The sequence below is a fragment of the Amycolatopsis acidiphila genome (assembly GCF_021391495.1).
GTDB lineage: Bacteria > Actinomycetota > Actinomycetes > Mycobacteriales > Pseudonocardiaceae > Amycolatopsis_E > Amycolatopsis_E acidiphila.
Window position 1 is genome coordinate 6,642,263 of record NZ_CP090063.1, and the last position, 23,361, is coordinate 6,665,623.

Below are 23,361 nucleotides of genomic sequence, written 5' to 3' on the forward strand. Positions count from 1 at the left end.
CCTCCGGACGGTGTCCAGACGCGACGAAATCCGAAGCGCGGCAAGGAAGACCTTCGGCTGGTCCGAGTTGCTGCCCGACCAGCTGACCGCGATGGAACAGCTGCTCGAAAGCCGTGACGTGCTCGTCGTGATGCCGACCGGTTCCGGGAAATCCGCCATCTACCAGGTGCCCGCGCTGCTGCGGCCGGGGCCGACGCTCGTGGTGTCCCCGCTGACCGCGCTGCAGCGGGACCAGGTGCACCAGATCGCCGAGAGCGAAGCGCCCGAGGCCGTGGCGGTCAACTCGGCCCAGCGCAGTCGCGACAGCAGGCAGGCCTGGGAGTCGATCGAGGAGGGCGACGCCGAGTACCTGTTCCTCTCCCCCGAGCAACTGGCCAGGGAGGACGTCCTGGAGCGGCTCGACGAGGTGTCGCCGAGCCTGTTCGTCGTCGACGAGGCGCACTGCGTTTCGGCCTGGGGACACGACTTCCGCCCCGACTACCTGCGGCTGAGCCCGGTCATCGAACGACTCGGGCATCCGCCGGTGCTCGCGCTGACCGCGACCGCGGGCGGCCCGGTGCGCGAGGACATCGTGCGGCACCTCGGGATGCGCGACCCGGTGCAGGTGATCACCGGCTTCGACCGGCCCAACCTGTATCTCGCCGCGCAGTGGTTCGCCTCCGACGAGGAGAAGCGGCAGGCGGTGGTCGACTGGGTCGCCGGCGCCCCCAAGCCCGGGCTCGTCTACACCGCGACCCGCAAGGACGCCGAGCGGTACGCCGAGGCGCTCGGGCCCGGTGCGGCCGCGTACCACGCGGGCATGAAGGCCAACGAGCGCAAGGACGTGCACGAGCGGTTTCTCGCGGACGAGGTGGACGTGGTGGTCGCGACCTCCGCGTTCGGCATGGGCATCGACAAGCCGAACGTGCGGTTCGTCGCGCACGCGTCGGTGCCGGAGTCACTGGACTCCTACTACCAGCAGATCGGCCGCGCGGGCCGCGACGGCGAGCGTGCCGACGCGCTGTTGTTCTTCCGGCCGGAAGACCTTGGGCTGCAACGGTTCCTCACGTCCCGGAAGCTGGACGAGGACGGTGTCCGCGAGGTCGCCGAGGCGGTCCGCGAGCACGACGGCCCGGTGGCCCCGCGCCAGATCGACGAGGAGGTCGACCAGTCGCACCGGCGGGTGATGAACAACCTGAACCTGCTCGAAAAGGCCGACCTCGTCGATGTCCGCGACGGCGAGTTCGACTACCGCGACGACGCGCCCGAGGACCCGGCCGCGGAGGTCGCCGAGGTCGCGGACAAGCAGAAGGAGCTCGACCGGACCCGGCTGGAGGTCATGCGCCAGTACGCCGAGACCCAGTCCTGCCGCCGCCAGTTCCTGCTCGGCTACTTCGGTGAGGCCCTCGACGAGCCGTGCGGCAACTGCGACACCTGTGACGCCGGGACGGCCGAGGAGCAGGCCGCCTTCGCCGACGCCGAGTACCCGCCGGACGCGAAGGTCCGGCACCGCGAGTGGGGGCCGGGCCGGGTCGTGCACCGGGAGGCCGACCGGATGACCGTCCTGTTCGACGACGGTGGTTACCGGACCTTGTCACTGCCCGCCGTGGAGGAGGGCGACCTCCTGGTCGAGGACCGCTGAGCGGCCGCGGGCGGGAGCCGCGCCGAGCTCGCTCAGGGCGCGTAGCGGCCCAGCCCGAACAGGTCGTACAACTGCTGCTGGGTCTGGTCGCGAGCGGTGAGGACCCGTCGGGTGCGAGGGCGGCCGCCGGTGGACGGGTAGCGCAGCACCGTTTCGCCGATGCGCGAGAGCTGGTCGAGCAGCTCCCGCACGGACAGGTCGAGGCCGGCCCGGTCGGCCGCCCGCCGCATGAGGTGGGTGACCGCCGTCGCGAGGGCACTGACCAGCGAGTGCACGGCGATCCGGTGCTCGCTCCAGTCCCAGCGCGGCGCGGGCGCGGCGACGAACGAGCCGTTGAGCATGCGGAAGGTCGAGTCGAGGTGGTAACGCGCTCGGTAGGCGGTGACGAGGTCGACGACGGGCCAGTCGTCGTGGTCGGTGACCAGCAGCTGCTTGCCGAAGAACTCCTCGTCGAGCCGGGCGCGCGCGGCCTCGTCGGTGCGGTACTCCAGGCGTAGCTCGCCGGGCTTCGTGCCGGTCAGCCGCGCGCTCAGCACGCGATCCACCCAGCGGACGCGCGTGATGCGTGCGATATCGGTGAGCAGCTGGTCCCGCGGGCGGCGGTTGGTCCCGACCGCGAGTGCGAGCGCGAGACCGTCGAGCTGCCGGGTGGCGCTGCTCAGCGCCTGCGCGAAGCCCCGGGCCTGCGCGGCGTGCAGCCGGGCGGAGTGCGTCAGCACGACGCGCCGGTTCGCGCCGAAGACCGTGGTCCGGGTGTCCAGCGCGGTCAGCCCGGGGAACCGCTGCGGATCGACCGGGCGGCGGCCTGCGGCGGGCCGGGTCAGCAGGTCGGGAAAGTCCCCGAGGGGCAGCGCGCCGACGAAGTGCAGGCCCGAGTCCAGGTCGAGCTGCGCGTGCTGGCCGGTGTCGAAGACGACGGTCACCTCGCCGGGATGCCGGGTGCCCAGCCGGTCCACCGCGACGCCGAACGGCTCGACCCCGGGACCACCCCGGCGGTACGCGCGGGACACGAGCGGGATCGCGCCGTCCCGGGTGACGATGGCACTCAGCCCGGCGAGAGTCGCGTCCGCGGTGTCCGATTCGGCGTAGGTCGCGAAGTTCGGGATGTCCACGGCAAGCGTGATCGGATCCGGCAGGTCGGCGCGGACGCGTGCGCAGACGGCTTCTTCGATGCGTTCGAGCTGCGGCCGGGTGAGTCGTCTCGTCGTGTGCCAGAACTCTTCGTCGCTGACCGCGTCGGCGCGCAACCGGGGCCGGAAGAAGCGCACGGCGGCGGCACTTTCCCACCACTGGGCCAGCGATACGTCCAGCGCGGTGGCCCGGTGCAGCACGGCGAGGGTGAGGTAGCCGGCGACCTTCGCGCGGCGCGGGCCGAGGACTTCTTCGATCGCCTGCCGCACCTGGAGCCGCTCCAGGGTCGACCACACGGACGCTACGTCACCGAACGACAGGTGCCTGGTGGATTCTGGCAAGCCGGCCGCACTGTCGAGTGCCGCGGCCAGGTCCTCGGCTGCCCCGAGGTAACGCTGCGAGACGATCCTGGGCGCGCCGTCGACCCGTTCGGACTCCACCAGGTAGTAGTACGTCCGCCCGTTGACCCGCTTGCCGACCACCGACGCCACACTTTAGGTAATACAGCCCGCGGACGATCGTGGCAACGCAAGGAAGGTCACTGAGCTGCGGAAACCCGCCCGGGGCCGGGTGCGCCGACAGGATCACCGAAGCGGTCGTGGAGATGGTTCGCCGCACGCACCTACGTTTGCCGTATGGCATCCGCTGAACAGCAGGACCGTCCGACCGCCTCCGCGATGCGCCGCGCGCTGGCGCGTGCCCGCGACGGCAAGACGCTGGACATCGCCGAGGCGACCGTGCTGCTGCACGCCCGTGACGAGGACCTCGCCACGCTGTCCGAGCACGCGTCCCGCATCCGCGACGCCGGGCTCGCCGCGGCCGGCCGCGAGGGCGTGATCACCTACAGCCGCAAGGTGTTCATCCCGCTCACCCGCCTGTGCCGGGACCGGTGCGGCTACTGCACGTTCGCCACCGTTCCGGGCAAAGTGGACGCTCCGTTCCTCTCCCCCGACGAGGTGCTGGCGATCGCGCGCGAGGGCGCCGCGATGGGCTGCAAGGAAGCGCTGTTCACCCTCGGCGACCGGCCCGAGGACCGTTGGAAGGCGGCGCGCGAGTGGCTCGACGCGCACGGCTACGACGACACGCTGTCCTACGTGCGGGCCATGGCGATCCTCGTGCTCGAGGAGACCGGGCTGCTGCCGCACCTCAACCCGGGTGTGCTGACCTGGCAGGACCTGCAGCGGCTCAAGCCGGTCGCGCCGTCGATGGGCATGATGCTGGAGACCACCGCGACGCGGCTGTGGAGCGAACGCGGCGGCCCGCACTACGGTTCGCCGGACAAGGATCCGGCCGTGCGGCTGCGGGTGCTCGACGACGCCGGGCGCCACTCGGTCCCGTTCACGACGGGCATCCTGATCGGCATCGGCGAGAACTACGAGGAGCGGGCGGACTCGCTGTTCGCGATCCGCAAGGCGGCGCGGGCCTACGGCGGCATCCAGGAAGTCATCGTGCAGAACTTCCGCGCGAAGCCGGACACCAAGATGCGCGCGACGCCGGACGCCGACCTGCAGGAACTGGCCGCGACGATCGCGGTCGCCCGGCTGGTGCTCGGCCCGAAGACGCGGATCCAGGCGCCGCCGAACCTGATCGGCAGCCAGTACGACCTGATGGTGCGCGCGGGGATCGACGACTGGGGCGGGGTTTCGCCGCTGACGCCGGATCACGTGAACCCCGAGCGCGCGTGGCCGCAGATCGACGAGCTGGCGCGGCAGACCTCGGCCGCGGGCTACGAGCTGCGCGAGCGGTTGACGATCTATCCCGAGTACATCCTCGCCGGTGAGCCGTGGCTGGACCCGCGGGTGGCCGGGCACGTGGCGGCGCTGGCAGATCCTTCGACGGGGCTGGCGCTGGACGTCAACCCGGTGGGCAAGCCGTGGCAGGAGCCCGACGGCGGCTGGCAGGAGCAGGGGCGGACCGAGCTGCACGTCGAGGTGGACACCGTCGGGCGGACCGGCGACCGGCGCAGCGACTTCGACTCGGTCTACGGCGACTGGAACGAGCTGGCCGCGAAGGTGCCGTCCGCGCCCGCCCGGATGGACTCGGATATCGCGGCAGCCTTGCGGCGCGCGGAAAAGGACCCGGCCGGACTGTCCGATGAGGACGCTCTGGCGCTGCTGCACGCCGACGGCGCGGAGCTCGACGCGCTGGCCGCGCTGGCGGACGGCCTGCGCCGGGACGTGAACGGCGACGACGTGACCTTCGTGGTGACGCGGAACATCAACTTCACCAACGTCTGCTACACCGGTTGCCGGTTCTGCGCGTTCGCCCAGCGTCGCACCGACGCCGACGCGTACACGCTTTCTCTGTCCCAGGTCGGCGACCGGGTGGACCAGGCGTGGGAGGCGGGCGCGACCGAGATCTGCATGCAGGGCGGGATCCATCCCGACATGCCGGGGACGGCGTATTTCGACCTGGCCGCCGAGGTGAAGCGCCGCCAGCCGGATATCCACCTGCATTCGTACAGCCCGATGGAGGTCGTGAACGGCGCGTCGCGGACGAACCTGTCCATTCGCGACTGGCTGACGCGGGCGCACGAGTCCGGTGTGGACTCGCTGCCCGGCACCGCGGCGGAGATCCTCGACGACGATGTGCGGTGGGTGCTGACGAAGGGCAAGCTGCCGACGTCGAGCTGGATCGAGGTGGTCAGCACCGCGCACTCGCTGGGCATCCCGACGACGTCGACGATGATGTACGGGCACGTCGACACGCCCGCGCACTGGGTCGGGCACATCAAGCTGATCGCCTCCCTGCAGCGTCAGGCACTGGAACGCAACGGGCGGCGCGGGTTCACGGAGTTCGTGCTGCTGCCGTTCATCCACCAGAACGCGCCGATCTACCTCGCCGGCCTGGCGCGCCCGGGCACGACGGTGCGCGAGAACCGGGCGGTGCACGCACTGGCGCGGATCCTGCTGCACGGGCTGATCGACAACATCCAGTGCTCCTGGGTGAAACTCGGCGAGGAAACCTGCCGGGCGGTGCTGCAAGGTGGGGTGAACGATCTCGGCGGCACGCTCATGGAGGAGACGATCAGCCGCATGGCCGGCGCGAACAACGGCTCGTACAAGACGATCACGCAGCTCGAGTCGATGGTCGAGCCACTCGGCCGCCCACTCGTCCAGCGCACGACTTCGTACGGCCGCCCCAGCGCGGACCGCATAGCGGCGGCGCGGCTGAGCGACGGCGTGGCTGCCGCGGTCCGGAACCCCCTGCCGATCGTGAGTTGAGGGCGCGGGGCCGGAGGCCGCGGGGCGGAGGCCGCGGGGCGGAGGCCGCGGGGCCGGAGCGGAGGCCGGACGGGCGGAGGCCGCGGCGAGGCGCGGGGCGGTGCAGCGGCCGATGGCCCGGTGGGCCACGCGGCACGACTGGTAGCCGTTCAGGCCAGAGGGGCGGACGGAGCCGGAGGCATGGCCTCGCGGCGAGGGTCGAGCGGCGGAGGCTGCGAGGCCGGAGGCGGAAGGCACCGGCAGGTAGCCGTCAGGCCGCGGCGGCGGGCCGAGCGGCGGCGGGCCGAGCGGCGGCGGGCAGCAGGCCGGGCGGCGGCCAGACCACACCGCGACCGGGGACGCCGCCGGGGCGGACGGTGAAGGCCGATCGCCGGTGGCGGTGCGCTGAAAAGCCCGGGCTGGAGCCCCGGGTGGAGGCCGTGAGCAGTGGGGCGCGACTGCCGGAGGTGGCCGGATCGGCCCCGGTGCCGCCAACGGGCTGGGGAGAAGTCACGCGAAGCCAACGCCTGGCCCGGTCCACCCCCTGTGAAGCCAACGCCTGGGCCGGCCTGCCCGTGCAATGCCAGTCGTCAGATGGCTACTGAAGGTTAGGGGCAGAACAGGGTCCTTCGGCCCTGGTTGGGAGCCTCACGATCCGGGATCGTGGAGCACATCAGGAATTTCTCGTTCACGCCGGTCGCAGTGAATCGGGAAAGGCCGGGGCGGCGACTCCCACACCTCCCGCTACCCCGGCCATCCTGACAGAAACGCAGCAGCGCGAAGCACATCCACGTACCGCACGTACAACGCCGCCAGCCCGAAGCGCAACACGTCGGGCGGCCGGAAGTCGCCGATGATGCCGGACTCGGTCATCGCCGCCATGACGCGTTTCGCGTCTGGGCGGCGGATCGAGAGCTGGTTGCCGCGCCTGTGGTCGCGCGGCGTCAGCACCTCGGCGCCCGGCACGCGTTCGTCCAAGCATCGCAGGAAGAAGTCACCCAGCGCGAGCGCCTTCGCGCGCACCTGCTCGACGGTCACGTCCTCCCACACGTCCAGCGCGGCATCGAGCGCGAGCATCGACAGGATCTCCGGCGTCCCCGTCCTGGCACGGCTGATACCGGCCCCGCCCGCGTACGCCTCCGTCATGCCGAACGGGTCCGCGTGCCCGGCCCACCCGCTCAGCGGCTGGTCGAACCGCTCCTGCCATTTCTCCGCCACGTAGAGGAACGCCGGGGCGCCAGGCCCGCCGTTGAGGAACTTGTAGGTGCAGCCGACCGCGAGGTCCACCCCCGCGGCATCGAGCCGCATCGGCACCGCACCCACGCTGTGGCACAGGTCCCACACCGCCAGCGCACCCGCGGCGTGCAGGCTCTCGGTCAGCGCCGGCAGGTCGTGCAGCAGGCCCGACCGGTAGTCGACGTGGTTGACCAGGGCCGCGGCCGTCCGCTCGGACACCACCGCCGCCATCTCCGCCGGCGGAACCCGGCGGATCTCGTGCCCGGTGAGCCGGGCGGCGCTGTCGGCGACGTAGCCATCGCTCGGGAACGTGGTCGAGTCCACCAGGATCTCGGGTCGCCCCGGGTTCAGCCGCACCGCCGCGACCAGCGCCTTGAAGACGTTGACACTCGTCGAGTCACTCACCACCACCTGCCCCGGCGCCGCGCCGACCAGCGGCGCGATCCGGTCGCCGACCCGTTCCGGGGCCTGCCACCAGCCCTCGTCCCATGATCGGATCAGCCGCCCCGCCCACTGCTTCCGCACCACCTCGTCGAGCCGCGCGGCCACCGACCGTGGCGGGGCGCCGAGGGAATTGCCGTCCAAATAGGACAGTTGTGGCTCGAGGTCGAACTCCGCACGCTTCCCGGCCAGTGGGTCGCGGGCGTCCAGCTCGGCCGCCACCTGCGACAACGACATGCGTTCCTTTCCCCGAGCGACGCCCTATCGCCCTATGTCCTCACTCACATAGAGTAGGCGCGGTCTGTCGGGACCCGTGGTGAACACAGGAGGCCAAAGGTGACCAGCCAAACGTCCGTCGCGGACCGGGCCAACGGCCAGACCATCGTCAAGCTGCTGAGGCGCAACGCCGAGCAGTACGCCGACCTGCCCGCGCTGACCTCGCTGGACGCCGAAGGCGAGCCGACGCTGACGTGGGGACAGGTGCGGCACGAGGTCGCCGTGCTCTCGCGGGGCCTCGCGGACCTCGGGCTCACCCGCGGGGACCGGATGCTGATCATGGCGCCCAGCTCGCCCGACCACCTGATCGCCGACCTGGCGGCCGTGCACCTCGCCGCGATCCCGTGCACCGCCTACGCGACGCTCAGCCCGGACCAGATCCGCTTCGTCGCCCGCCACAGCGCCGCGCCGATCGTCGTGCTGCAGGGCACGAACGAGCTCAAACGCTGGGAGCAGGTGCTCGACGACCTGCCGACCCTGCGGCACATCGTGATGGTCGAGAGCGAGGCGCTCCCGACCGGCGACGGCCCGTTCGTCAGCCTCGAGGACCTGCGGCGGCGGGGCGCGGAGCTGCACGAAGCCGACCCCGAGGCTTTCGAGCGCGCGCAAGCCGACATCCAGCCGTCCGACCCGCTTTCGATGATCTACACCTCGGGCACCACGGGCGAGCCGAAGGGCGTGGTGCTCTCGCATTCCAACGCCGTGCACGAGTCGTACGCGATCCAGACCCTGCACGAGATGCCCATGCACCTCGAGAACATCGCCTACCTGCCGCTGGCGCACATCGCCGAGCGGCAGGTGTCGATCTACCTGCCGATCACGATGGCAGGGCACGTGCACACCCTCGCCGACGCGAGCGGGATCGTCGGCGCGCTCGCCCGGGTGCACCCGCAGGGCTTCTTCGCCGTGCCCCGGGTGTGGGAGAAGATGGTCGCGGGCCTCAAGAACATGCTCGCGAGCGTGCCGGAGGACGGCCGCACCGCGTTGCTGCAGGCGAACGAGCTGCTGCAGAAGGGCTACAAGCTGCGGGACGCGGGCGAAGAGGTGCCCGCCGACCTGGCCGGCAAGATCGCCGAGACCGACCGCACCGTGCTCGCCCCGATCCGCCAGATGCTCGGCCTGGACAAGCTGATCTTCTGCTCCAGCGGGGCCGCGGCCCTGCCGCTGGAGGTGCTGTACTTCATCGCCGGGCTGGGCCTGGAGATCCACGAGGTGTGGGGCCTTTCGGAGACCACCGGCGCCGTCACCGCCAACAGCGCCAAGGCTTTCCGCGCCGGCACCGTCGGGCGCCCGGTCGCCGACACCGAGGTGAAGCGGGCCGAGGACGGGGAGCTCCTCGTGCGCGGCCCGCTGGTGTTCCTCGGCTACCTGCAGGAGGACGGCTCGATCAAGCCCGCCGTGGACGACGAGGGCTGGTACGCGACCGGCGACATCGGCGAGATCGACGCGGACGGGTTCGTCAGGATCACCGACCGCAAGAAGGAGCTGATCATCACCTCCGGCGGCAAGAACATCGCGCCGACCCGGATCGAGGGCCTGCTCAAGGAGCACCCGTTGATCGGGCAGGCCGTCGCGATCGGCAACGACCGGCCCTACGTGACCGCGCTGATCGTGCTCGACGACGAGATCCTGCCCGGCTGGGCCGCGGCCCAGGGCATCGAGTTCACCGACGTGCCGACGCTGTCGGGGCATGCGGCGGTGCGCGAGGAGATCGAGCGCGCGGTGGAGTCGGCGAACAGCCGGCTGGCGCGGGTCGAGCAGATCAAGCGCTACGAGCTGATCGCGAAGCCGTGGACGCCGGAGTCGGGCGAGCTGACGCCGACCCTGAAGCTCAAGCGCCGGATCATCAACGACCGCTACGCCGAACAGATCACGACGCTCTACAGCTGAGCGTGGCGGTGAGTGGCCGGCTCTCCCGCGCGGAAGCCGGCCACTCACACCAAGAAGAAAGCGAAGGTTCACCCGTTCATCGTGGTAAACGTCCGGCCACCTTGTACACGGGCAAATCGTCAACTGTGGATAACCGGACTTATCCACAGGTCCTATGTCGAGTGCCGCTCAGGCGGTGCGCAGCGGGGTGGAAGTCGACTCCGTCCATTTACGCAGCCGGGGCGGCACGCGCTTTTCGAGACCGTAGGGCTCCAGATGCGCGCTGAACACCTCGTCGAAAGCGCGCCGGACCGTTTCGGTGTCCCAGGTCTGCCGTTCGAGAATGGGCGCCTTCAGGTACGGCTGGCCGATGATGTGCAGCTGCGGCCCGTTGCACCGGACGAGCTGGCCGGTGATGCCCTCGGCGTCGTCGGACAACAGGAACAGCACGAGCGGCGCGATCCGGGAGGGCGTCCGGTCGGGCGGGCAGTTGCGCAGCGAGCGTTCCGACTTCCAGACCATCCGGGTGTGCGCCAGCGGGCAGACCGCGTTCACCCGGATGCCGACCTCTTCCAGGTCGAGCGCCCACGAGTAGGTCAGCGACGCGACCGCGCCCTTGCTCGCGGCGTACACCCCCAGCTTGCGCTGCCCGAGCGACGCGCCGGAGGAGATGTTCACGATCGCCCCGCCGGTGCCCTGTGCGGTCATCGCCTTGATCGCCGCGACCCCGGTGTACATCACCCCCAGCACGTTGACCTCGATGAGCTCGCGCATCTGGTCGGGCTCCTCCTGCCACGGCAGCGCCTCGTAGTTGAGCCCCGCGTTGTTCACCAGCCCGTCGATCGAGCCGAACTCGTCCACACACAACTGGACCAGCTCCTGCGCCTGGGCTGGATCGGTCACGGAGTGACCGCTGGCCACGGCCTGCCCGCCGTGGTCGCGGATGTTGGCGGCGGTTCGTTCCGCCAGTTCCAGGTCGACGTCATTGGCGATCACTCGCGCGCCCGCGTGCGCGAGATGCACCGCGAACGCCTCGCCGAGCCCGCGGCCGGCACCCGTCACCACCACTGCCCGGTCCTGCAAGCCCGCTAGCTGCATGTTCATCTATCCCAACTCCCACTGGCCAGCCCCGACGGAGCCGGTTGCCGGCTCGCACTGGCCCTCCAGTCCAGTCTTCGCCACAGCGGCGGCGACGCCACGCGACTGACGACGAGCGGTCAGCACAATGCGCTGAACGAGTGATCACTGACCAGCGCCGCATACCGCCGGAACGGTCAGTGGCACCGAGAGTGTGCGCCGTTCGTCGTAATCCGAAGGTTGGTGTTTGGGCCCGGATGGGCCCAAACCCGCGATACCGTCGAGCTGTGACTGTTCGCTTCCGCGCTGTGAGCGGCATACTGGCTGTTGTCTTGCCTGTCGGCTGGGTGAGTGCCCGTTACCGGTGCCCCGCGGCGGACGACAGAATGCGTGGACGTGCTCGCGTTCACCCGAAAGGGGGGGAGCTAGGAAGATGGTGAGGACTCAGGCCCGGCCACGCCTGCGCTCGGCGCTGGCGAACGGCGAGTTCCGCACTGTCTGGCTGGCCGAAGCGCAGTCCACCGTCGGTGACCAGCTCACGACCGTCGCGCTCGCCCTGATGGTCTACCATCGCACCGGCTCCGCGCTGCTGTCCGCGACCGCCTACGCCCTGACCTTCCTGCCTGCCCTCGCGGGCGGGCTCGGGCTCGCCCAGCTGGCCGACCGCTACCCCCGCCGGACCGTGCTCGCCGCCTCGGCGGCCGTCCAGGCGGTGTTCGTGGGCGTGATGGCCGTGCCCGGGATGCCGCTGGTGCCGCTGTGCGTCCTCGTGGTGCTCGCCCGGCTCGCGGGCGCGCCCTCCAACGCCGCGCAGAACGCGCTCACCAGGGAGATCTTCGACGACGACGAGCTGTACCTGCGCAGTCAGGACATTCGCGGCATCACCACGAACACGGCGATGCTGCTGGGCCTGGCCTGCGGCGGCTTCCTCGTCACCGCGGCGGGCCCCTCGGTGGCGCTGGCCATCGACGCCGCCACGTTCGCCATCAGCGCCCTCGCGCTGTATCGGTGGGTGGCGACGCGGCCCGCCGCCGACAACGGGGACGGCGGCTGGTTCGGCGCGATCCGCTGGGTCAGCGGGCAGCGACGGCTACGGGTACTGCTGGGCCTCTCCTGGCTCGTGGGGCTCGCGGTCATCCCCGAAGGGCTCGTGGCGCCGCTGGCCCGCGAGATCGGGGCACCCGACCAGGCGGTGGGCTGGCTGCTCGCGGCCGACCCGCTCGGCTTCGTGATCGGGGTGTTCCTGATGTCCCGTTACGTCTCCGCGGAGACGCGCAAACGGGCGCTGGGCGTCCTCGCCATCGTGCCGACGGCGTTCCTGCTCGTGTTCGCCGTGCAGCCGGACCTCGTGTTGTCCCTGGTCGCCCTCGCGGCCGCGGGTGCGGCCGGGGCGTACATCGTCACGGTGGGCGCCTCGTTCATCACGTGGGTGCCCAACGAGCTCAGGGGCGGTGCGGGGGGTTTGTACCGCACCGGGCTTCGGGTGGCCCAGGGCGTGGGTGTCGCGCTGGGTGGCGCCGTGGCGCAGTGGCTCGGTTCGGCCACCACGGCGATCACGATCGCGGGCGCGGCGGGCGTCGTGCTGGGCATCCCGCTGGCCGTGTGCTGGACCCGCCTGCAGCGCAGGGCCGCCGAAACGGCCGGCGCGCTATGAGGGGGCACGCTGCCGGTACTCATCAGAAGTCGCGGTTCGACACAACCAGTCACCTCCAGTTTTTGCCGATGAAACAAACGCGAAGCAACGCGGTCGCCGGATCAGAAGTCACGGTTCGACATGAAGAACACCTCTCCCGTAGCAGCGAAACAATCAGGATTTCAGGCAGAACGATCAGAAGTCACGGTTCGCCACGACGAGCCACCTCCACACACCACGTACACAAACAACCACGTACAACTCCGCACACCATCAGAAGTCACGGTTAGACAAGAAGAACACCTCCGATCGGTGCTCGCGGCCGGGCAAGGACGAACTACTGTGGACGAGCTCCTCGCCTGCAGGGTCCGTCGTATGCGGTGGGATGATACCTGTTGAAGGAAAGTACCCGGCGTCCTTCCGGGCATAGCAAAGTTACCCCGTCAAAGCGGGCTTCGTCGAGAGAAGGTGATCCAGTGCCACCGCCACCGCCACGGCCGGGATCACCGACACTGCCGGGCGAAACCACCACCTCGTCGGGCGGGGAGCCGTCCGGGGCCGTCGACCCGGATGTTCCGGGCCGGCCAACCGGAGGCCGCCCTCCGGCGGACACGACGAGTGATTCTTCGAGCACTCGCCGCACCTACAAACCACAATATTGGGCATTGTGGCGGCGACCCCAACCATTCATCGCATTCCTCGTCGTAGCGGAAGTCGCCGCCATTGGGTGGTTCGTCCACGTATTCCTGGACACGCCCGCGCCGACCCGTCTCGATTTGCTGCGGTTCGCGATTCTCACGGCCGGCGCCACCGTGCACATCCAGATGACCCGCCGCCAGGAAGAACGGCGACGAAATCGTGTTCGCACGGTCCTGATCGACCTCACCGCGGTCTGGGTGTTTCCGGCCGCGATTATTCTTCCGGCACAGCTGACGATCGCGCTGGTGCTGCTGATTCGTATCCAGCACTGGTTCGTCGCGCGCCGCCCCGCACACAACTTCGTCTTTTCCTCCATCACGCACATGCTCGCCGCGACGGTGGCGCACCAGGTGTTCGTGACACTCGGCGGGACGCACTGGGACTCGCTCACGGTGGCGTCCTCGTTCGGCGAGTTCGGCAAGCTCGTGCTCGTCGGGCTGGTCTACGAAGCCGTGCAGATCCTGTACGTCGGCAGCATCCTCAGCCTCGCCGCGCCGTCCAGGCCGACCGTCCACAGCGTCCTGGGCAGCAAGGCGGACAACCTGCTGGAGGCGATCACGATCGGCCTCGGCGCGGTCACCGCGATCATGCTGGTGATCCTGCCCCCTGCCGTCGCGATCATGGCCGTGGTGACCGTGGTGTTCAACCGGCTCGCCGAGCTCGACCAGCTGCAGGACGACGTCCGCACCGACCCCAAGACGCAGGTCTACAACATGCGCGGGTGGACGGAGTCGGCCGAACGGGCGCTGTCGCGGGCGGCCAAGTCGGACGACAACCTCGGCATCCTGATGATCGACCTCGACTACTTCAAGTGGATCAACGACACCTACGGCCATCCGGCCGGTGACGACGTGCTCCGCACCCTCGCCCAGCTCCTCGACGACGTCACCAGGCCCAGCGACGTCGTCGGCCGGTTCGGCGGCGAGGAGTTCCTGGTCCTGCTGCCCGAGACCGACCAGGCGACGGCCACCGGCGCGGCCGAGCGCATCCGGTCCGCGGTCGCGGAGCTGCGGATCGGCACCACCGGCAAGCGTGGCGACCAGATCACGGTGTCGGAACGGACCGCCTCGATCGGGGTCGCCGTGTACCCCGACCACGGCGATTCGCTGGTGCAGCTGATGCAGGCCGCCGACGCCGCGGTGTACGAGGCGAAGGAGGGCGGCCGCAACCAGGTGCGCCTGGCCGAGCACCGGCCCCAGCACGGCGCGAACCCCACCCACTAAGGTGGCGGGCTGATCCGGGGGATTCCCCGGTGTCCGAACGCCGCAGACCCTGCCACTCTGGAGTTCATGATCGCCCCAGCCGAAACCCCGCGCCTGAGGCGGCCGCTGTCGACCTCGGCCTGGCTGCTGGTGCTGACGCTGGCCCTACTGGGATTCGGTTTCGTCGCGTCGCGCCCGTCCGCGCCGCCGGACCACGGTCCGCCCACCGGCGGCGCCGCGGCGGCGCAGCGCGCGATCGAGGCGCTCACCCATCCCGGTGGCCGGCCGACGGCGCTGAGCCTGCTGCCCGCCGACTTCACCCAGGTCACCGGCGTCGTGCCGGGCTCGCTGGCGGCGCGCGACGGCACCGTCCGCGCGGTGCACGTCGACGGCGGCTGCTCGACGCCGTGGGGCGACGACAACACGAAGTGGGACTACAGCGTCCCGTGCAAGGCGCACGACCTGGGGTACGACCTGCTGCGCTACGCCGACAAGATCGGTCAGCCGCTCGCGCCCGACGTACGCGCTTCGCTCGACGGCCGGCTCTCGGCCGACATGCACAACGCCTGTCGCGTCAACCCGATGGACTCGCCGCGCACCTGTCAGGTCGTCGCATCGCTGTACTCCGCCGGCCTCGTGGTCAACTCCTGGCACCAGCGCTGGGGCCCGCCGGTCGGCGACCCGATCGGGCCGATGCTCGCCGGGGTCGCGGTGATCGGCTGCCTGCTGGTGTTCCGGCTGCGCGGCTGGCTGAGCACCCGCCGCGCCCGCCCCCCGCGAGCGGCGGCGGCACCCGCGCCGGCTCCGGCCTCGGGCTGGGTGACCCTCGGCGTGACCAGCCTCGTGCTGCTGATCTTCGGCGAGTCGATGATCCAGCTGGCCAGATGGGCGGGCGTGGACGAGTCGTGGCTGTGGCCGCTGACCTGGCTCGCGCAACTGGCCCCGGTGTTCTTCTTCGCCGGTGGCCGGGCCAACGCGGTGGGCTGGCAGGCGGTGTTCGAGGGCGGCGGCGGGTACCGCCAGTACCTGGCGCACCGGGCGAGCTGGCTGCTGCGGCCCGCGCTGATCTTCGTGGTGGTGACCCTCGTCGTGCCCCTCGCGCTGGAGCTGCTGGGCATCCCCGCGAGCACCAACGCGACCATCGTGCGGGTGGCGCTGCACCCGCTGTGGCTGCTGGCCGTCTACCTGCTCACCGTCGTGGCCGCGCCGGTCATGCTGGCACTGCACCGGCGCGCCGCGCTGACGACCACGCTCGTACTCCTCGGGTTCGTCGTGCTGGCCGAGCTCGGCGCGGGCTGGTTCGGGTCGAAGATCCCGCACTACGCCGCGGCGTTCGGGCTCGCGCTGCTCGCCCAGCAGCTCGCCTTCGGGCGGGTGCTCGCGGCGAGGCGCCGCTGGCTCGTGCTCGGCGCGCTGGCCGGCCTCACCGGCCTCGTGCTGCTGACCACTGTGGGCCACCTGACGCCGAACCTGCTCGGCACGCCGGGGGCGCCGCCCGCCCTGGCCGCGCCTGCGCTGCCGGTGCTGCTGCTGGGCGCGGTCCAGCTGTCCCTGCTCGGCCTGTCCGCGCGTCCGCTGAACCGGCTGACCGCGCAACCCGTGCTAGCCGGCGTGGTCCGCTTCGCCCTGCGCGCGCCGATGAGCCTCTACCTCGGGTTCCTCGCGGCCGTACTGCTGCTCGTGACGGTCGTGTACCTGCCGTCACCGGCGTCGGCCGCGCTGGCCTGGCTGACCGGCCCGCGGACGCTGATGGCGCTGGGCCTGCTCGCCGCGCCCGCGGTGATCGTGTTCTGGTGGTTCGAGCGGCACGGCGACGGCTCGGTCCCGCTGCACCAGACCCGGCCGACCGGCTGGCTGGCGCACGCCGCGACCGCGCTGGGCACCGGTTTCGCCACGATCGGGCTGTTCGGCTTCGCGCTGACGCAGTTCGGCGGGGACACCGGCCACACCATGCTCGGGCTGCCGCTGGACCCGATCCAGAACCTCATCCAGCTGCTGCTCGGAGTGTTCCTGCTACATGCCGTGCGGACCGGGCTCAGTGCGGCGACGAGCACCTGGGTGGTGACTGCGCTCGCGTGCGGGCCACCGCTGTTGGAGGTGGCTGACGGGTACACCGCCGACACGGTGACGGTGCTGGTCCACGGGCTGACGGCGCTGTTCGCCGTCGCGGCCGCGGCCAGCACCCTGCTGCCCGCCAGGACGGTGGTGGAAAACACGTAAGCGGGTGTTGTGAACCACTTTCACCGATCGATATGCGACGCTACGGCAACCGGGTGATCCGGTGGCGCGTCCACCGAACCGGGCACCCGTGTGACATGGAGTCGGGGAAGGGAGACGGGGGCGTGGAGTATCCGCCGCGGAACGAGCGTGGGGCGACTCGCCGTCCGGCGCCGCGGCAGGGCCGTCCCAGCGACGCCCGGTATGTCGGCCCCGTCCGCCGCACCGGTTCGCCTCCCGGGCGTGGCGCGGGGCCCGCAGCCCGGCCTCGCCGCCGTCCCGTTCCCCCGCCACCGGCACCCCGGCGCCGCCACGGCGCGAAGATCGCGGTCGCGGTCGTGTCGCTGCTGGTGATGAGCCTGACCGGGTACGCGTGGGCCGCGATGCAGGGCCTGGTCAGCGGGCTCACCACGGCGGACGTGATCAGCGCGAACCAGCCCGCGGACGGCGCCAGGGACATCCTGCTGGTCGGCATGGACAGCCGCACCGACGCGCAGGGCAACCCGCTGTCCGACCAGCTGCTCGCCCAGCTGCGGGCGGGCGTGGCCGACGGCGTGGAGAACACCGACACGCTGATCATGGTGCACATCCCGAACGACGGCAGTAAAGCCGTCGCGATCTCACTGCCGCGCGACTCCTACGTCAACATCCCCGGCTTCGGCAAGCACAAGATCAACTCTGCCTACGCCCGCGCGAAGGCCGCCGAGCGCAACAAGCTGCAGGAGTCCGGCGACACCGACGCCAAGGACATCGAGCTCAAGAGCGCGCAAGCGGGGGCCAAGACCCTCATCGCGACCGTCGAGCAGCTCACCGGTTCCTCGATCGACAACTACGCCTCGATCAACCTGCTCGGCTTCTCCGACATCACCAAGGCCATCGGCGGGGTCGACGTGTGCCTCAAGGACAACGTCAACGACCCGTACTCGGGCGCGAAGTTCACCAAGGGCAAGCACACGATCTCCGGCGTGGAGGCGCTCGAGTTCGTCCGCCAGCGGCACGGCCTGCCGCGCGGCGACCTCGACCGCGTCGTGCGCCAGCAGGTGTTCATGGCAGGCATGGCGCAGAAGGTGCTCTCGGCCGGCACGCTCACCGACCCCGGCAAGCTGAGCGACCTGACCGCCGCGATCAAGAAGTCGGTCGTGCTCAACCAGGGCTGGGACATCTTCGGGTTCGCCCAGCAGATGAAGGGTCTCAGCGGCGGGCAGCTGCAGTTCCAGACCATTCCGGTGGTCAACATGGACTACAGCACGCCGGAGGACGGCCAGGCGATCCAGGTCGACCCGAGCCAGGTGCGCGGCTTCGTGCAGGGGCTGACCGCCCCGCCGGGCGGACCCGCCGCCCCGCCGCCCAACCCCAACGCCTCGACCACTGTGGACGTCCACAACGGAACGTCCAAATCGGGCCTCGCGGCGACCGTTTCCCAAGCCCTGACCGGCAAGGGCTTCGGCGCCGGTGAGACGGCGAACGCCAGCGCCAGGGTCGGCAAGACCAGTGTCCACTACCCCTCGGGCGCCCAGGACGCCGCGCAGAGCGTGGCCGACGCGCTCGGTTCGCCCGCGGCCCTGCAGCAGGACACCTCGGTCCAATCCGGTCACGTGCTGGTCGTCGTGGGCAACGACTACTCCGGCTCGACGGCCTCGCAGATGGTGCAACGGGCCGCGGTGCCGGACTCGTCGACCGCGGCCGCTCCCCCGGCGGGCGACGACAAGCCGATCACCGCCGATGGGATCACCTGCGTCAACTGAAGTACACCTTTCGGCCTCCTGACGTTAGCCCGATCGGCCTAATCCGAAGATCAACTTCAACGACTCGGCCGAAGTCGCGTAAGAGCAGGGCACTCAGCGACTTACATACGCGTGGACACCGCTGAAGTTCGACCGGACGTGCCGGCACAGAGGTGCGGCGTGACGCAGGGCAGGGGACCAGGAGTGCACATCGACAGTGAGCTCTATCAGCGAGTTCTGGGGGAGGAACTCAGGACGCTTCGGCGACAGCGCGGGTGGACCCGCAAAGAGCTGAACCAGCACCTGCAGAGCGACATCTCGCTGCAGACACTGGCGACCTACGAGCTGGGCACCCGGCAGTGCTCGGTGGTGCGGCTCGTCGAGCTGTGCCTTGCCATGGACGAGCTGCCCCAGGACCTGCTGGCCCGGGTGCACCGTCGCGTCTTCACCGACGAACCGGGAAAGGTGCGCCTCGACCTGGCGAGGATCGTCGCGGACCACAGTCCCGAACTGCTTCCGCTGCGCAGATGGGCCGAGGACCGGCTCCGGCAGCCGGGCACCCCCGAGGAGGTGCAGCTCGACCACGCCGCCGTGGACCGGATGGCGGAGCTGTGCGGACTGAGCGGGCCCGAGCTGGTCGCCCTGTTACGCGGCCTGCCCGGCCCCGGCGGCCTGGATCCCGGGGGCGGCGGCGCCTAGCCGACCTTCCGCCCGCGGACTACAAGCAAGATGCGAACCGCCAGGTGCTACTTGCCACCTGCGGTGCCGATTAGTTCGAAGTCCGCGGGCCGGACCCTGCGGGTGGCCAGCCAGTACCGCCAGGTGAAGCCGGGCCAGAGCGTCCGGTTCACCCCCTGCGCGTCGAGGTACCAGCTGCGGCAGCCGCCCTGGGTCCACACGCCCTTCTCGAGCTTGCGCTGCACCTCGGTGTTGAACCGGTCCTGCACCTCGGGCCGGGTCACGAGCGCGGCCGAGCGCGAGCCCTCGACCAGGTCGATGGCCTCGGCGACGTAGCGCGTCTGGGACTCGACCATGAAGACCACGGAGTTGTGGCCGAGACCGGTGTTCGGCCCGAGCAGGAAGAACAGGTTCGGAAAGCCGGCCACGGTGATGCCGAGGTGGGTGCGCATCCCCTCGGTGGCCCACTCCTTGGCGAGGTTCCGCCCGCCCTCGCCGACGATCTCCAGGTGCTCGAAGGCGTCGATCACGTGGAAGCCGGTGCCGAAGATGATCGCGTCGACCTCGTGTTCCACGCCGGCGTCGTCCACGATGCTGTGCTCGCGCACCTCGGCCACGCCGTCGGTGCGCACCTCGACATTGTCCCGCGCGAGCGCCGGATAGTAGTCGTTGGAGATGAGCACGCGCTTGCAGCCCAGCACGTAGTCCGGGGTCAGCCGGCGGCGCAGCTCGGGATCCTTGATGCTGCGGTCGATGTTGCGCTTGGCGAGCCGCTGCGCCACCTTCATCAGGCTCAGGTTGCCGTTGAAGCCGATCGCGCGCGCTTCCAGCATCCAGTAGACCAGGTCGCGGTAGGCCGTCTGGAGCGCCGGCACCTTGCGGAAGAGCTTGCGCGACCACTCGGGCATCTCGTGGTCGGGCTTGGGCAGCACCCACGGCGGCGTGCGCTGGAAGACGGTCAGCTGTCGCACCTGCGGCGCGATCTGCGGGATGAACTGGATCGCGCTGGCGCCGGTGCCGACCACGGCGACCCGCTTGCCGCGCAGGTCGTAGTCGTGGTTCCAGTCGGCCGAGTGGAACTTCTCGCCGCGGAAGTTCTCGATGCCCTTCAGCTCCGGGATCTGCGGCAGGTGCAGTGCGCCAACGCCGTTGACCACGTACCGGCCGACGAACTCGTCACCGCCCTTCGTGGCGACGTGCCAGCGGTGCTCCTCGGCGTCCCAGCGCGCCCCGGTCATCTCCTGGTCGAACCGGATGTAGGAGTACAGATCGTACTTCTTCGCGACCCCGCGCAGGTAGTCCCAGATCTCCGGCTGCGGCGAGAACGCCCGCGTCCACTCGGGGTTCTGCTCGAAGGAGAACGAGTACATGTGCGACTGGACGTCACAGGCGCAGCCCGGATACGTGTTGTCCCGCCAGGTGCCCCCGACCTCGGTCGCCTTCTCCAGGATCACGAAGTCCCGGCGCCCCCGTTCGAGCAGCTGGATGGCCATGCCGAGCCCGGAGAACCCGGTGCCGACGATGACGACCTCGGTCTCGATGTGCTCGCCCATTCGTCTCCCTCGCACTTCCCGGTTTGACTGTTACCGCGAGTCCACCTTACTCGAAGTAGGTTACCTGCGGTAGAGTGAGTTGGGTGAGCACCCGTAAACGCATGCCCCGGGCCGAACGCGAGCGACAGATGATCGAGGTCGCCGAGTCGGTGTTCGCGGAGCGCGGGTACGTGGCGGCGTCGATGGACGAGATCGCCGAGCAGGTGGGCGTGTCCAAGCCGATGCTCTACGAGTACTTCCACTCGAAGGAAGGCCTGCTGCTGGCGTGCATCGCCGAATCGCGGGCCGAGCTGCGCAAGGTGACCGAGGAGTCGGTCGCGGGCGCGCTGTCGGCCGAGGACGCGCTGCGGCGCGGGCTGCTGGCGTTCTTCGTCTACATCCGCGACCGGCGGCAGGCGTGGTCGCTGCTGCGGCACGAGATGGTCCTGATCGGCACGTCGGCGTCGGAGGAGATCGAGGCGACCCGGCGGCAGCAGACCGACCTCATCGCCAAGCTGATGATCGGCTACTTCGACACGGGGTCCCCCCTGCGGGTGGAAGCAGCCGCCGAATTCGTCGTGGGCGCCTGCGAGAGGCTCGCGATCTGGTGCGAACGGCACGACGAGGTGACACCTGAACGGGCTACTGACTACGCCATGGATGTGTTGTGGAGTGGTCTCCGCGAACGCGCTCGGTGAGCGGTTCTGACACGCTCGTGCAGATGCTCGTGCATCTGCTAGATCATGGTCACGCAGAGCACATTTGTATCCATTGCTTGTCACCCAGAGTCGTGTTGAGGTATCGATAGAGGTCGACACAAGTTCGGCGAGCGGCAGCATGAAGTACGCCCGATCGGGGTAGCCCTCGTCGGCGTCACGGAACGGTCGTGCCCGGCTCCCATCAGTGGACCAGGCAGCCGGTGCAGGGGTGGAGGACTGATGGCGGAACCGATCATGGCGAACTACGTCCAGGAGGACGACGACTGGGCGGTCACCGTGGCGGGACCCGGTAAGACGCTGACGGGGCGGGCGCCGGGCATCATCGCCGCGCGGGACAGCGTGGACCAGCTCGTCGACTCGCTGGGCGCGGACGGCAAGGGTGCCACGGTGGTGCACCTGCTGAACGGCAGCGCACTCGAGTTCACGGCGGCGTACATGACGGCGCGGCTGACGCGCCCGGAGGCGGCGCCGGTGGAGGTGCCCGCTTCGGCGGAGGCTTCACCGGAAGCTTCGGAGGCTTCGGCGGCTTCGGAGGAGGCCGGTTCGGCTGCTGGTTCGGAGGCTGCCGGTTCGACGGAGGCTGCTTCGGCGGCTGGTTCGGAGGCTGCCGGTTCCGAGGCCGCGGCCGAGGTGCCGGCGCAGCAGTCGGAGGAGCAGGCCGGGAAGCCGCGGAACAAGGCGTCCCGGCGTCCGAAGGCGAAGCTGACGGCCGATATCGGCGATGCGCTGGAGACGTCGGTGAAGCAGCCGAAGGTGTCTGTGGCGGCGTCTCAGGCCGCGGCGCCGTCCGCCCGGAGCTGAGGTTTTCGCTTCGGTCTGCGGGCCGAGCGGGATGACCGGCGGCCAGCACGGCGCTGGTGACGCGCACCAGAAGCCGCCGCGACCACCTGCGAGCCCGGGCGCGTGGGCGCCCGGGCAGGCGGGTCAGCGGAAGAGCTTGCGCACCAGCAGCGCGACGATGAGCACGCCGGCGCCGATGAGCGGGAACTTCACCTTCGGGTCCTCGAGCTTCGCGAGCACGCTCGTCTTGGCGGAGTCGGCCAGCTTCTTCGGGTTGGCCTTCTCGCCGAGCTGGTCCAGCGTCGAAGCCAGCGCTTCGCGGGCCTGCTCGATGTCACGCTCGATGGTGTCGGGGTCGCGCGCCACCAGTCCTCCTCACCTTGGCAGGGCACCACCGTAGATCACGGCGTCGCCCCGGTCGTACCGGCCACACCGGAACACGCTCGCGCAGGACGCTACGCTGGGCAAGTCGCGCCCGTAGCCCAATTGGCAGAGGCACACGGTTTAGGTCCGTGCCAGTGAGAGTTCGAGTCTCTCCGGGCGCACTCTCACAGGGGCGGCAGCACATCGGTCACGGCGGCCACTTCGTTCAGCAGCACCTCCGGCGGACGGCCACGGACGGGCTCGGTTTCCGCGATGACCACGAGAGGCCCGTCCAGCCGGGCGCGGTAGTGGGTGCCGGTGAAGCGAATGCCGCCCAGCCCGAGCACCTCTGTGCCGAACGGCGTCACGTCGCCGCTGCCGAAAGTGTCCTCGATGCGCTTGAGCTGCGCGGCCGTCGTGTTCGAAGGCATCTTCACCCAGACGACAGATCCGACGAGGACATTGCCCCGCGCATCGCTTGCCGCGAACAGCAGTTGATCGAGGCTGTCGCAGGGGTGTTGCAGGAAGTACTGCTGGACCCGGCCGTGCGACTGCACCGCGCAGCGCAGCTCGCGCCGACTGTCTCGCTTGATCTCCTTGAGGCCCAGCCGACCCAGGGCCTCGGCGTCGTGGCCCTGCCTCGCCTCCTGCTGGCCTCGGCGGGCCTTCACCGCCGACGATCCCTCGCTGCCGGTGGCCGTATCGAGCCCAGCACCCACCGAGCTGACGATGTCCCCGCCGGCGGCGAACGCCACCAGACCGGCCAGCAGGCCGGCACCCAGGAGGCCGCCGGATTTCGTCCATCTTCCACGCTTGTCTCCGGGCTGGTCCCGGTACGACACTGGCGGCGCTCCTCAGGGCGAACGGCAAGAGCCTTCGACCCTGGGCCAGAGCGGCGCGCGGGTGCACCGGTTCCCGGCGAGAACACCCGGACGCCGCAGTCGTGTCACCCGGATGTCT

16 protein-coding genes and 1 tRNA gene are annotated in these 23,361 nt (G+C 70.2%); 11 read left to right on the forward strand and 6 right to left on the reverse strand.

The features are described 5' to 3' along the window. Positions 1-10 precede the first annotated feature (10 nt). Positions 11-1,621: a RecQ family ATP-dependent DNA helicase gene (locus tag LWP59_RS32530; protein WP_144641922.1), complete on the forward strand. Its 1,611-nt coding sequence runs from the start codon at positions 11-13 to the stop codon at positions 1,619-1,621. Between the two features lie 32 nt (positions 1,622-1,653). Here LWP59_RS32530 and LWP59_RS32535 read toward each other — a convergent pair whose 3' ends face one another. Further along, positions 1,654-3,243 carry an IS1634 family transposase gene (locus LWP59_RS32535; RefSeq protein WP_144641923.1) on the reverse strand — a complete coding sequence of 530 codons (1,590 nt, stop codon included), beginning with the start codon at positions 3,241-3,243 and terminating at the stop codon, positions 1,654-1,656. Positions 3,244-3,387: 144 nt separating this feature from the next. On the opposite strand from LWP59_RS32535, the gene LWP59_RS32540 reads away from it, so the two are divergent. Further along, complete coding sequence (locus LWP59_RS32540) at positions 3,388-5,976, forward strand: bifunctional FO biosynthesis protein CofGH (protein WP_144641924.1); 2,589 nt, start codon at positions 3,388-3,390, stop codon at positions 5,974-5,976. Positions 5,977-6,699: 723 nt separating this feature from the next. Here the strand turns inward: LWP59_RS32540 and kynU are convergent. Further along, a complete protein-coding gene (gene kynU, locus LWP59_RS32545) occupies positions 6,700-7,869 on the reverse strand; it encodes a kynureninase (protein ID WP_144641925.1) in 1,170 nt (389 codons plus the stop codon). Between the two features lie 99 nt (positions 7,870-7,968). Between kynU and LWP59_RS32550 the strand changes: the two genes are divergently transcribed. After that, complete coding sequence (locus LWP59_RS32550) at positions 7,969-9,798, forward strand: AMP-dependent synthetase/ligase (protein ID WP_144641926.1); 1,830 nt, start codon at positions 7,969-7,971, stop codon at positions 9,796-9,798. Between the two features lie 168 nt (positions 9,799-9,966). Here the strand turns inward: LWP59_RS32550 and LWP59_RS32555 are convergent, their stop codons facing one another. Further along, positions 9,967-10,881 (reverse strand): SDR family NAD(P)-dependent oxidoreductase, encoded by a 915-nt coding sequence (locus LWP59_RS32555; RefSeq protein ID WP_144641927.1) that lies wholly within the window; start codon positions 10,879-10,881, stop codon positions 9,967-9,969. A gap of 406 nt (positions 10,882-11,287) precedes the next feature. On the opposite strand from LWP59_RS32555, the gene LWP59_RS32560 reads away from it, so the two are divergent. The 5 genes from LWP59_RS32560 (at position 11,288) to LWP59_RS32580 (ending at position 19,028) form a co-directional block, all read left to right on the forward strand. Continuing rightward, positions 11,288-12,508 (forward strand): MFS transporter, encoded by a 1,221-nt coding sequence (locus LWP59_RS32560; protein WP_373299540.1) that lies wholly within the window; start codon positions 11,288-11,290, stop codon positions 12,506-12,508. Positions 12,509-13,311: 803 nt separating this feature from the next. After that, the gene (locus tag LWP59_RS32565) at positions 13,312-14,409 is read left to right on the forward strand and encodes a GGDEF domain-containing protein (protein ID WP_308431727.1); all 1,098 of its coding nucleotides are present in this window, start codon (positions 13,312-13,314) and stop codon (positions 14,407-14,409) included. Between the two features lie 66 nt (positions 14,410-14,475). Next, positions 14,476-16,608, forward strand: a complete 2,133-nt coding sequence (locus LWP59_RS32570; protein WP_144641929.1) for a phospholipase — start codon at positions 14,476-14,478, stop codon at positions 16,606-16,608. 95 nt (positions 16,609-16,703) lie between these two features. Further along, the gene (locus tag LWP59_RS32575; protein WP_191334824.1) at positions 16,704-18,350 is read left to right on the forward strand and encodes an LCP family protein; all 1,647 of its coding nucleotides are present in this window, start codon (positions 16,704-16,706) and stop codon (positions 18,348-18,350) included. Positions 18,351-18,533: 183 nt separating this feature from the next. After that, complete coding sequence (locus LWP59_RS32580; protein WP_144638087.1) at positions 18,534-19,028, forward strand: helix-turn-helix domain-containing protein; 495 nt, start codon at positions 18,534-18,536, stop codon at positions 19,026-19,028. Between the two features lie 47 nt (positions 19,029-19,075). Here the strand turns inward: LWP59_RS32580 and LWP59_RS32585 are convergent, their stop codons facing one another. Next, positions 19,076-20,560, reverse strand: a complete 1,485-nt coding sequence (locus LWP59_RS32585; RefSeq protein ID WP_144638068.1) for a flavin-containing monooxygenase — start codon at positions 20,558-20,560, stop codon at positions 19,076-19,078. A 101-nt stretch (positions 20,561-20,661) separates the two neighbouring features. Between LWP59_RS32585 and LWP59_RS32590 the strand changes: the two genes are divergently transcribed. Together LWP59_RS32590 and LWP59_RS32595 are read left to right on the forward strand one after the other, a co-directional pair. Then, entirely contained in the window at positions 20,662-21,237 is a 576-nt protein-coding gene (locus tag LWP59_RS32590; RefSeq protein ID WP_144638085.1) for a TetR/AcrR family transcriptional regulator, read from the forward strand. Positions 21,238-21,477: 240 nt separating this feature from the next. After that, positions 21,478-22,059: a hypothetical protein gene (locus tag LWP59_RS32595; protein WP_144638066.1), complete on the forward strand. Its 582-nt coding sequence runs from the start codon at positions 21,478-21,480 to the stop codon at positions 22,057-22,059. Between the two features lie 123 nt (positions 22,060-22,182). Here LWP59_RS32595 and LWP59_RS32600 read toward each other — a convergent pair whose 3' ends face one another. After that, the gene (locus LWP59_RS32600) at positions 22,183-22,404 is read right to left on the reverse strand and encodes a DUF3618 domain-containing protein (RefSeq protein ID WP_144638064.1); all 222 of its coding nucleotides are present in this window, start codon (positions 22,402-22,404) and stop codon (positions 22,183-22,185) included. 105 nt (positions 22,405-22,509) lie between these two features. On the opposite strand from LWP59_RS32600, the gene LWP59_RS32605 reads away from it, so the two are divergent. Continuing rightward, positions 22,510-22,583 (forward strand) — tRNA-Leu (locus tag LWP59_RS32605). 3 nt (positions 22,584-22,586) lie between these two features. Here LWP59_RS32605 and LWP59_RS32610 read toward each other — a convergent pair. Continuing rightward, positions 22,587-23,243: a hypothetical protein gene (locus LWP59_RS32610; protein ID WP_144638062.1), complete on the reverse strand. Its 657-nt coding sequence runs from the start codon at positions 23,241-23,243 to the stop codon at positions 22,587-22,589. Positions 23,244-23,361 lie beyond the last annotated feature (118 nt).

What these genes read in the sequence shown, in the direction of transcription:
- LWP59_RS32540 (WP_144641924.1), top strand. Translation starts at nt 3,388, where the DNA reads ATGGCATCCGCTGAACAGCAGGACCGTCCGACCGCCTCCGCGATGCGC.
- kynU (WP_144641925.1), bottom strand. Translation starts at nt 7,869, where the DNA reads ATGTCGTTGTCGCAGGTGGCGGCCGAGCTGGACGCCCGCGACCCACTG.
- LWP59_RS32555 (WP_144641927.1), bottom strand. Translation starts at nt 10,881, where the DNA reads ATGAACATGCAGCTAGCGGGCTTGCAGGACCGGGCAGTGGTGGTGACG.
- LWP59_RS32560 (WP_373299540.1), top strand. Translation starts at nt 11,288, where the DNA reads ATGGTGAGGACTCAGGCCCGGCCACGCCTGCGCTCGGCGCTGGCGAAC.
- LWP59_RS32565 (WP_308431727.1), top strand. Translation starts at nt 13,312, where the DNA reads ATGACCCGCCGCCAGGAAGAACGGCGACGAAATCGTGTTCGCACGGTC.
- LWP59_RS32570 (WP_144641929.1), top strand. Translation starts at nt 14,476, where the DNA reads ATGATCGCCCCAGCCGAAACCCCGCGCCTGAGGCGGCCGCTGTCGACC.
- LWP59_RS32575 (WP_191334824.1), top strand. Translation starts at nt 16,704, where the DNA reads ATGGAGTCGGGGAAGGGAGACGGGGGCGTGGAGTATCCGCCGCGGAAC.
- LWP59_RS32585 (WP_144638068.1), bottom strand. Translation starts at nt 20,560, where the DNA reads ATGGGCGAGCACATCGAGACCGAGGTCGTCATCGTCGGCACCGGGTTC.
- LWP59_RS32590 (WP_144638085.1), top strand. Translation starts at nt 20,662, where the DNA reads ATGCCCCGGGCCGAACGCGAGCGACAGATGATCGAGGTCGCCGAGTCG.
- LWP59_RS32595 (WP_144638066.1), top strand. Translation starts at nt 21,478, where the DNA reads ATGGCGGAACCGATCATGGCGAACTACGTCCAGGAGGACGACGACTGG.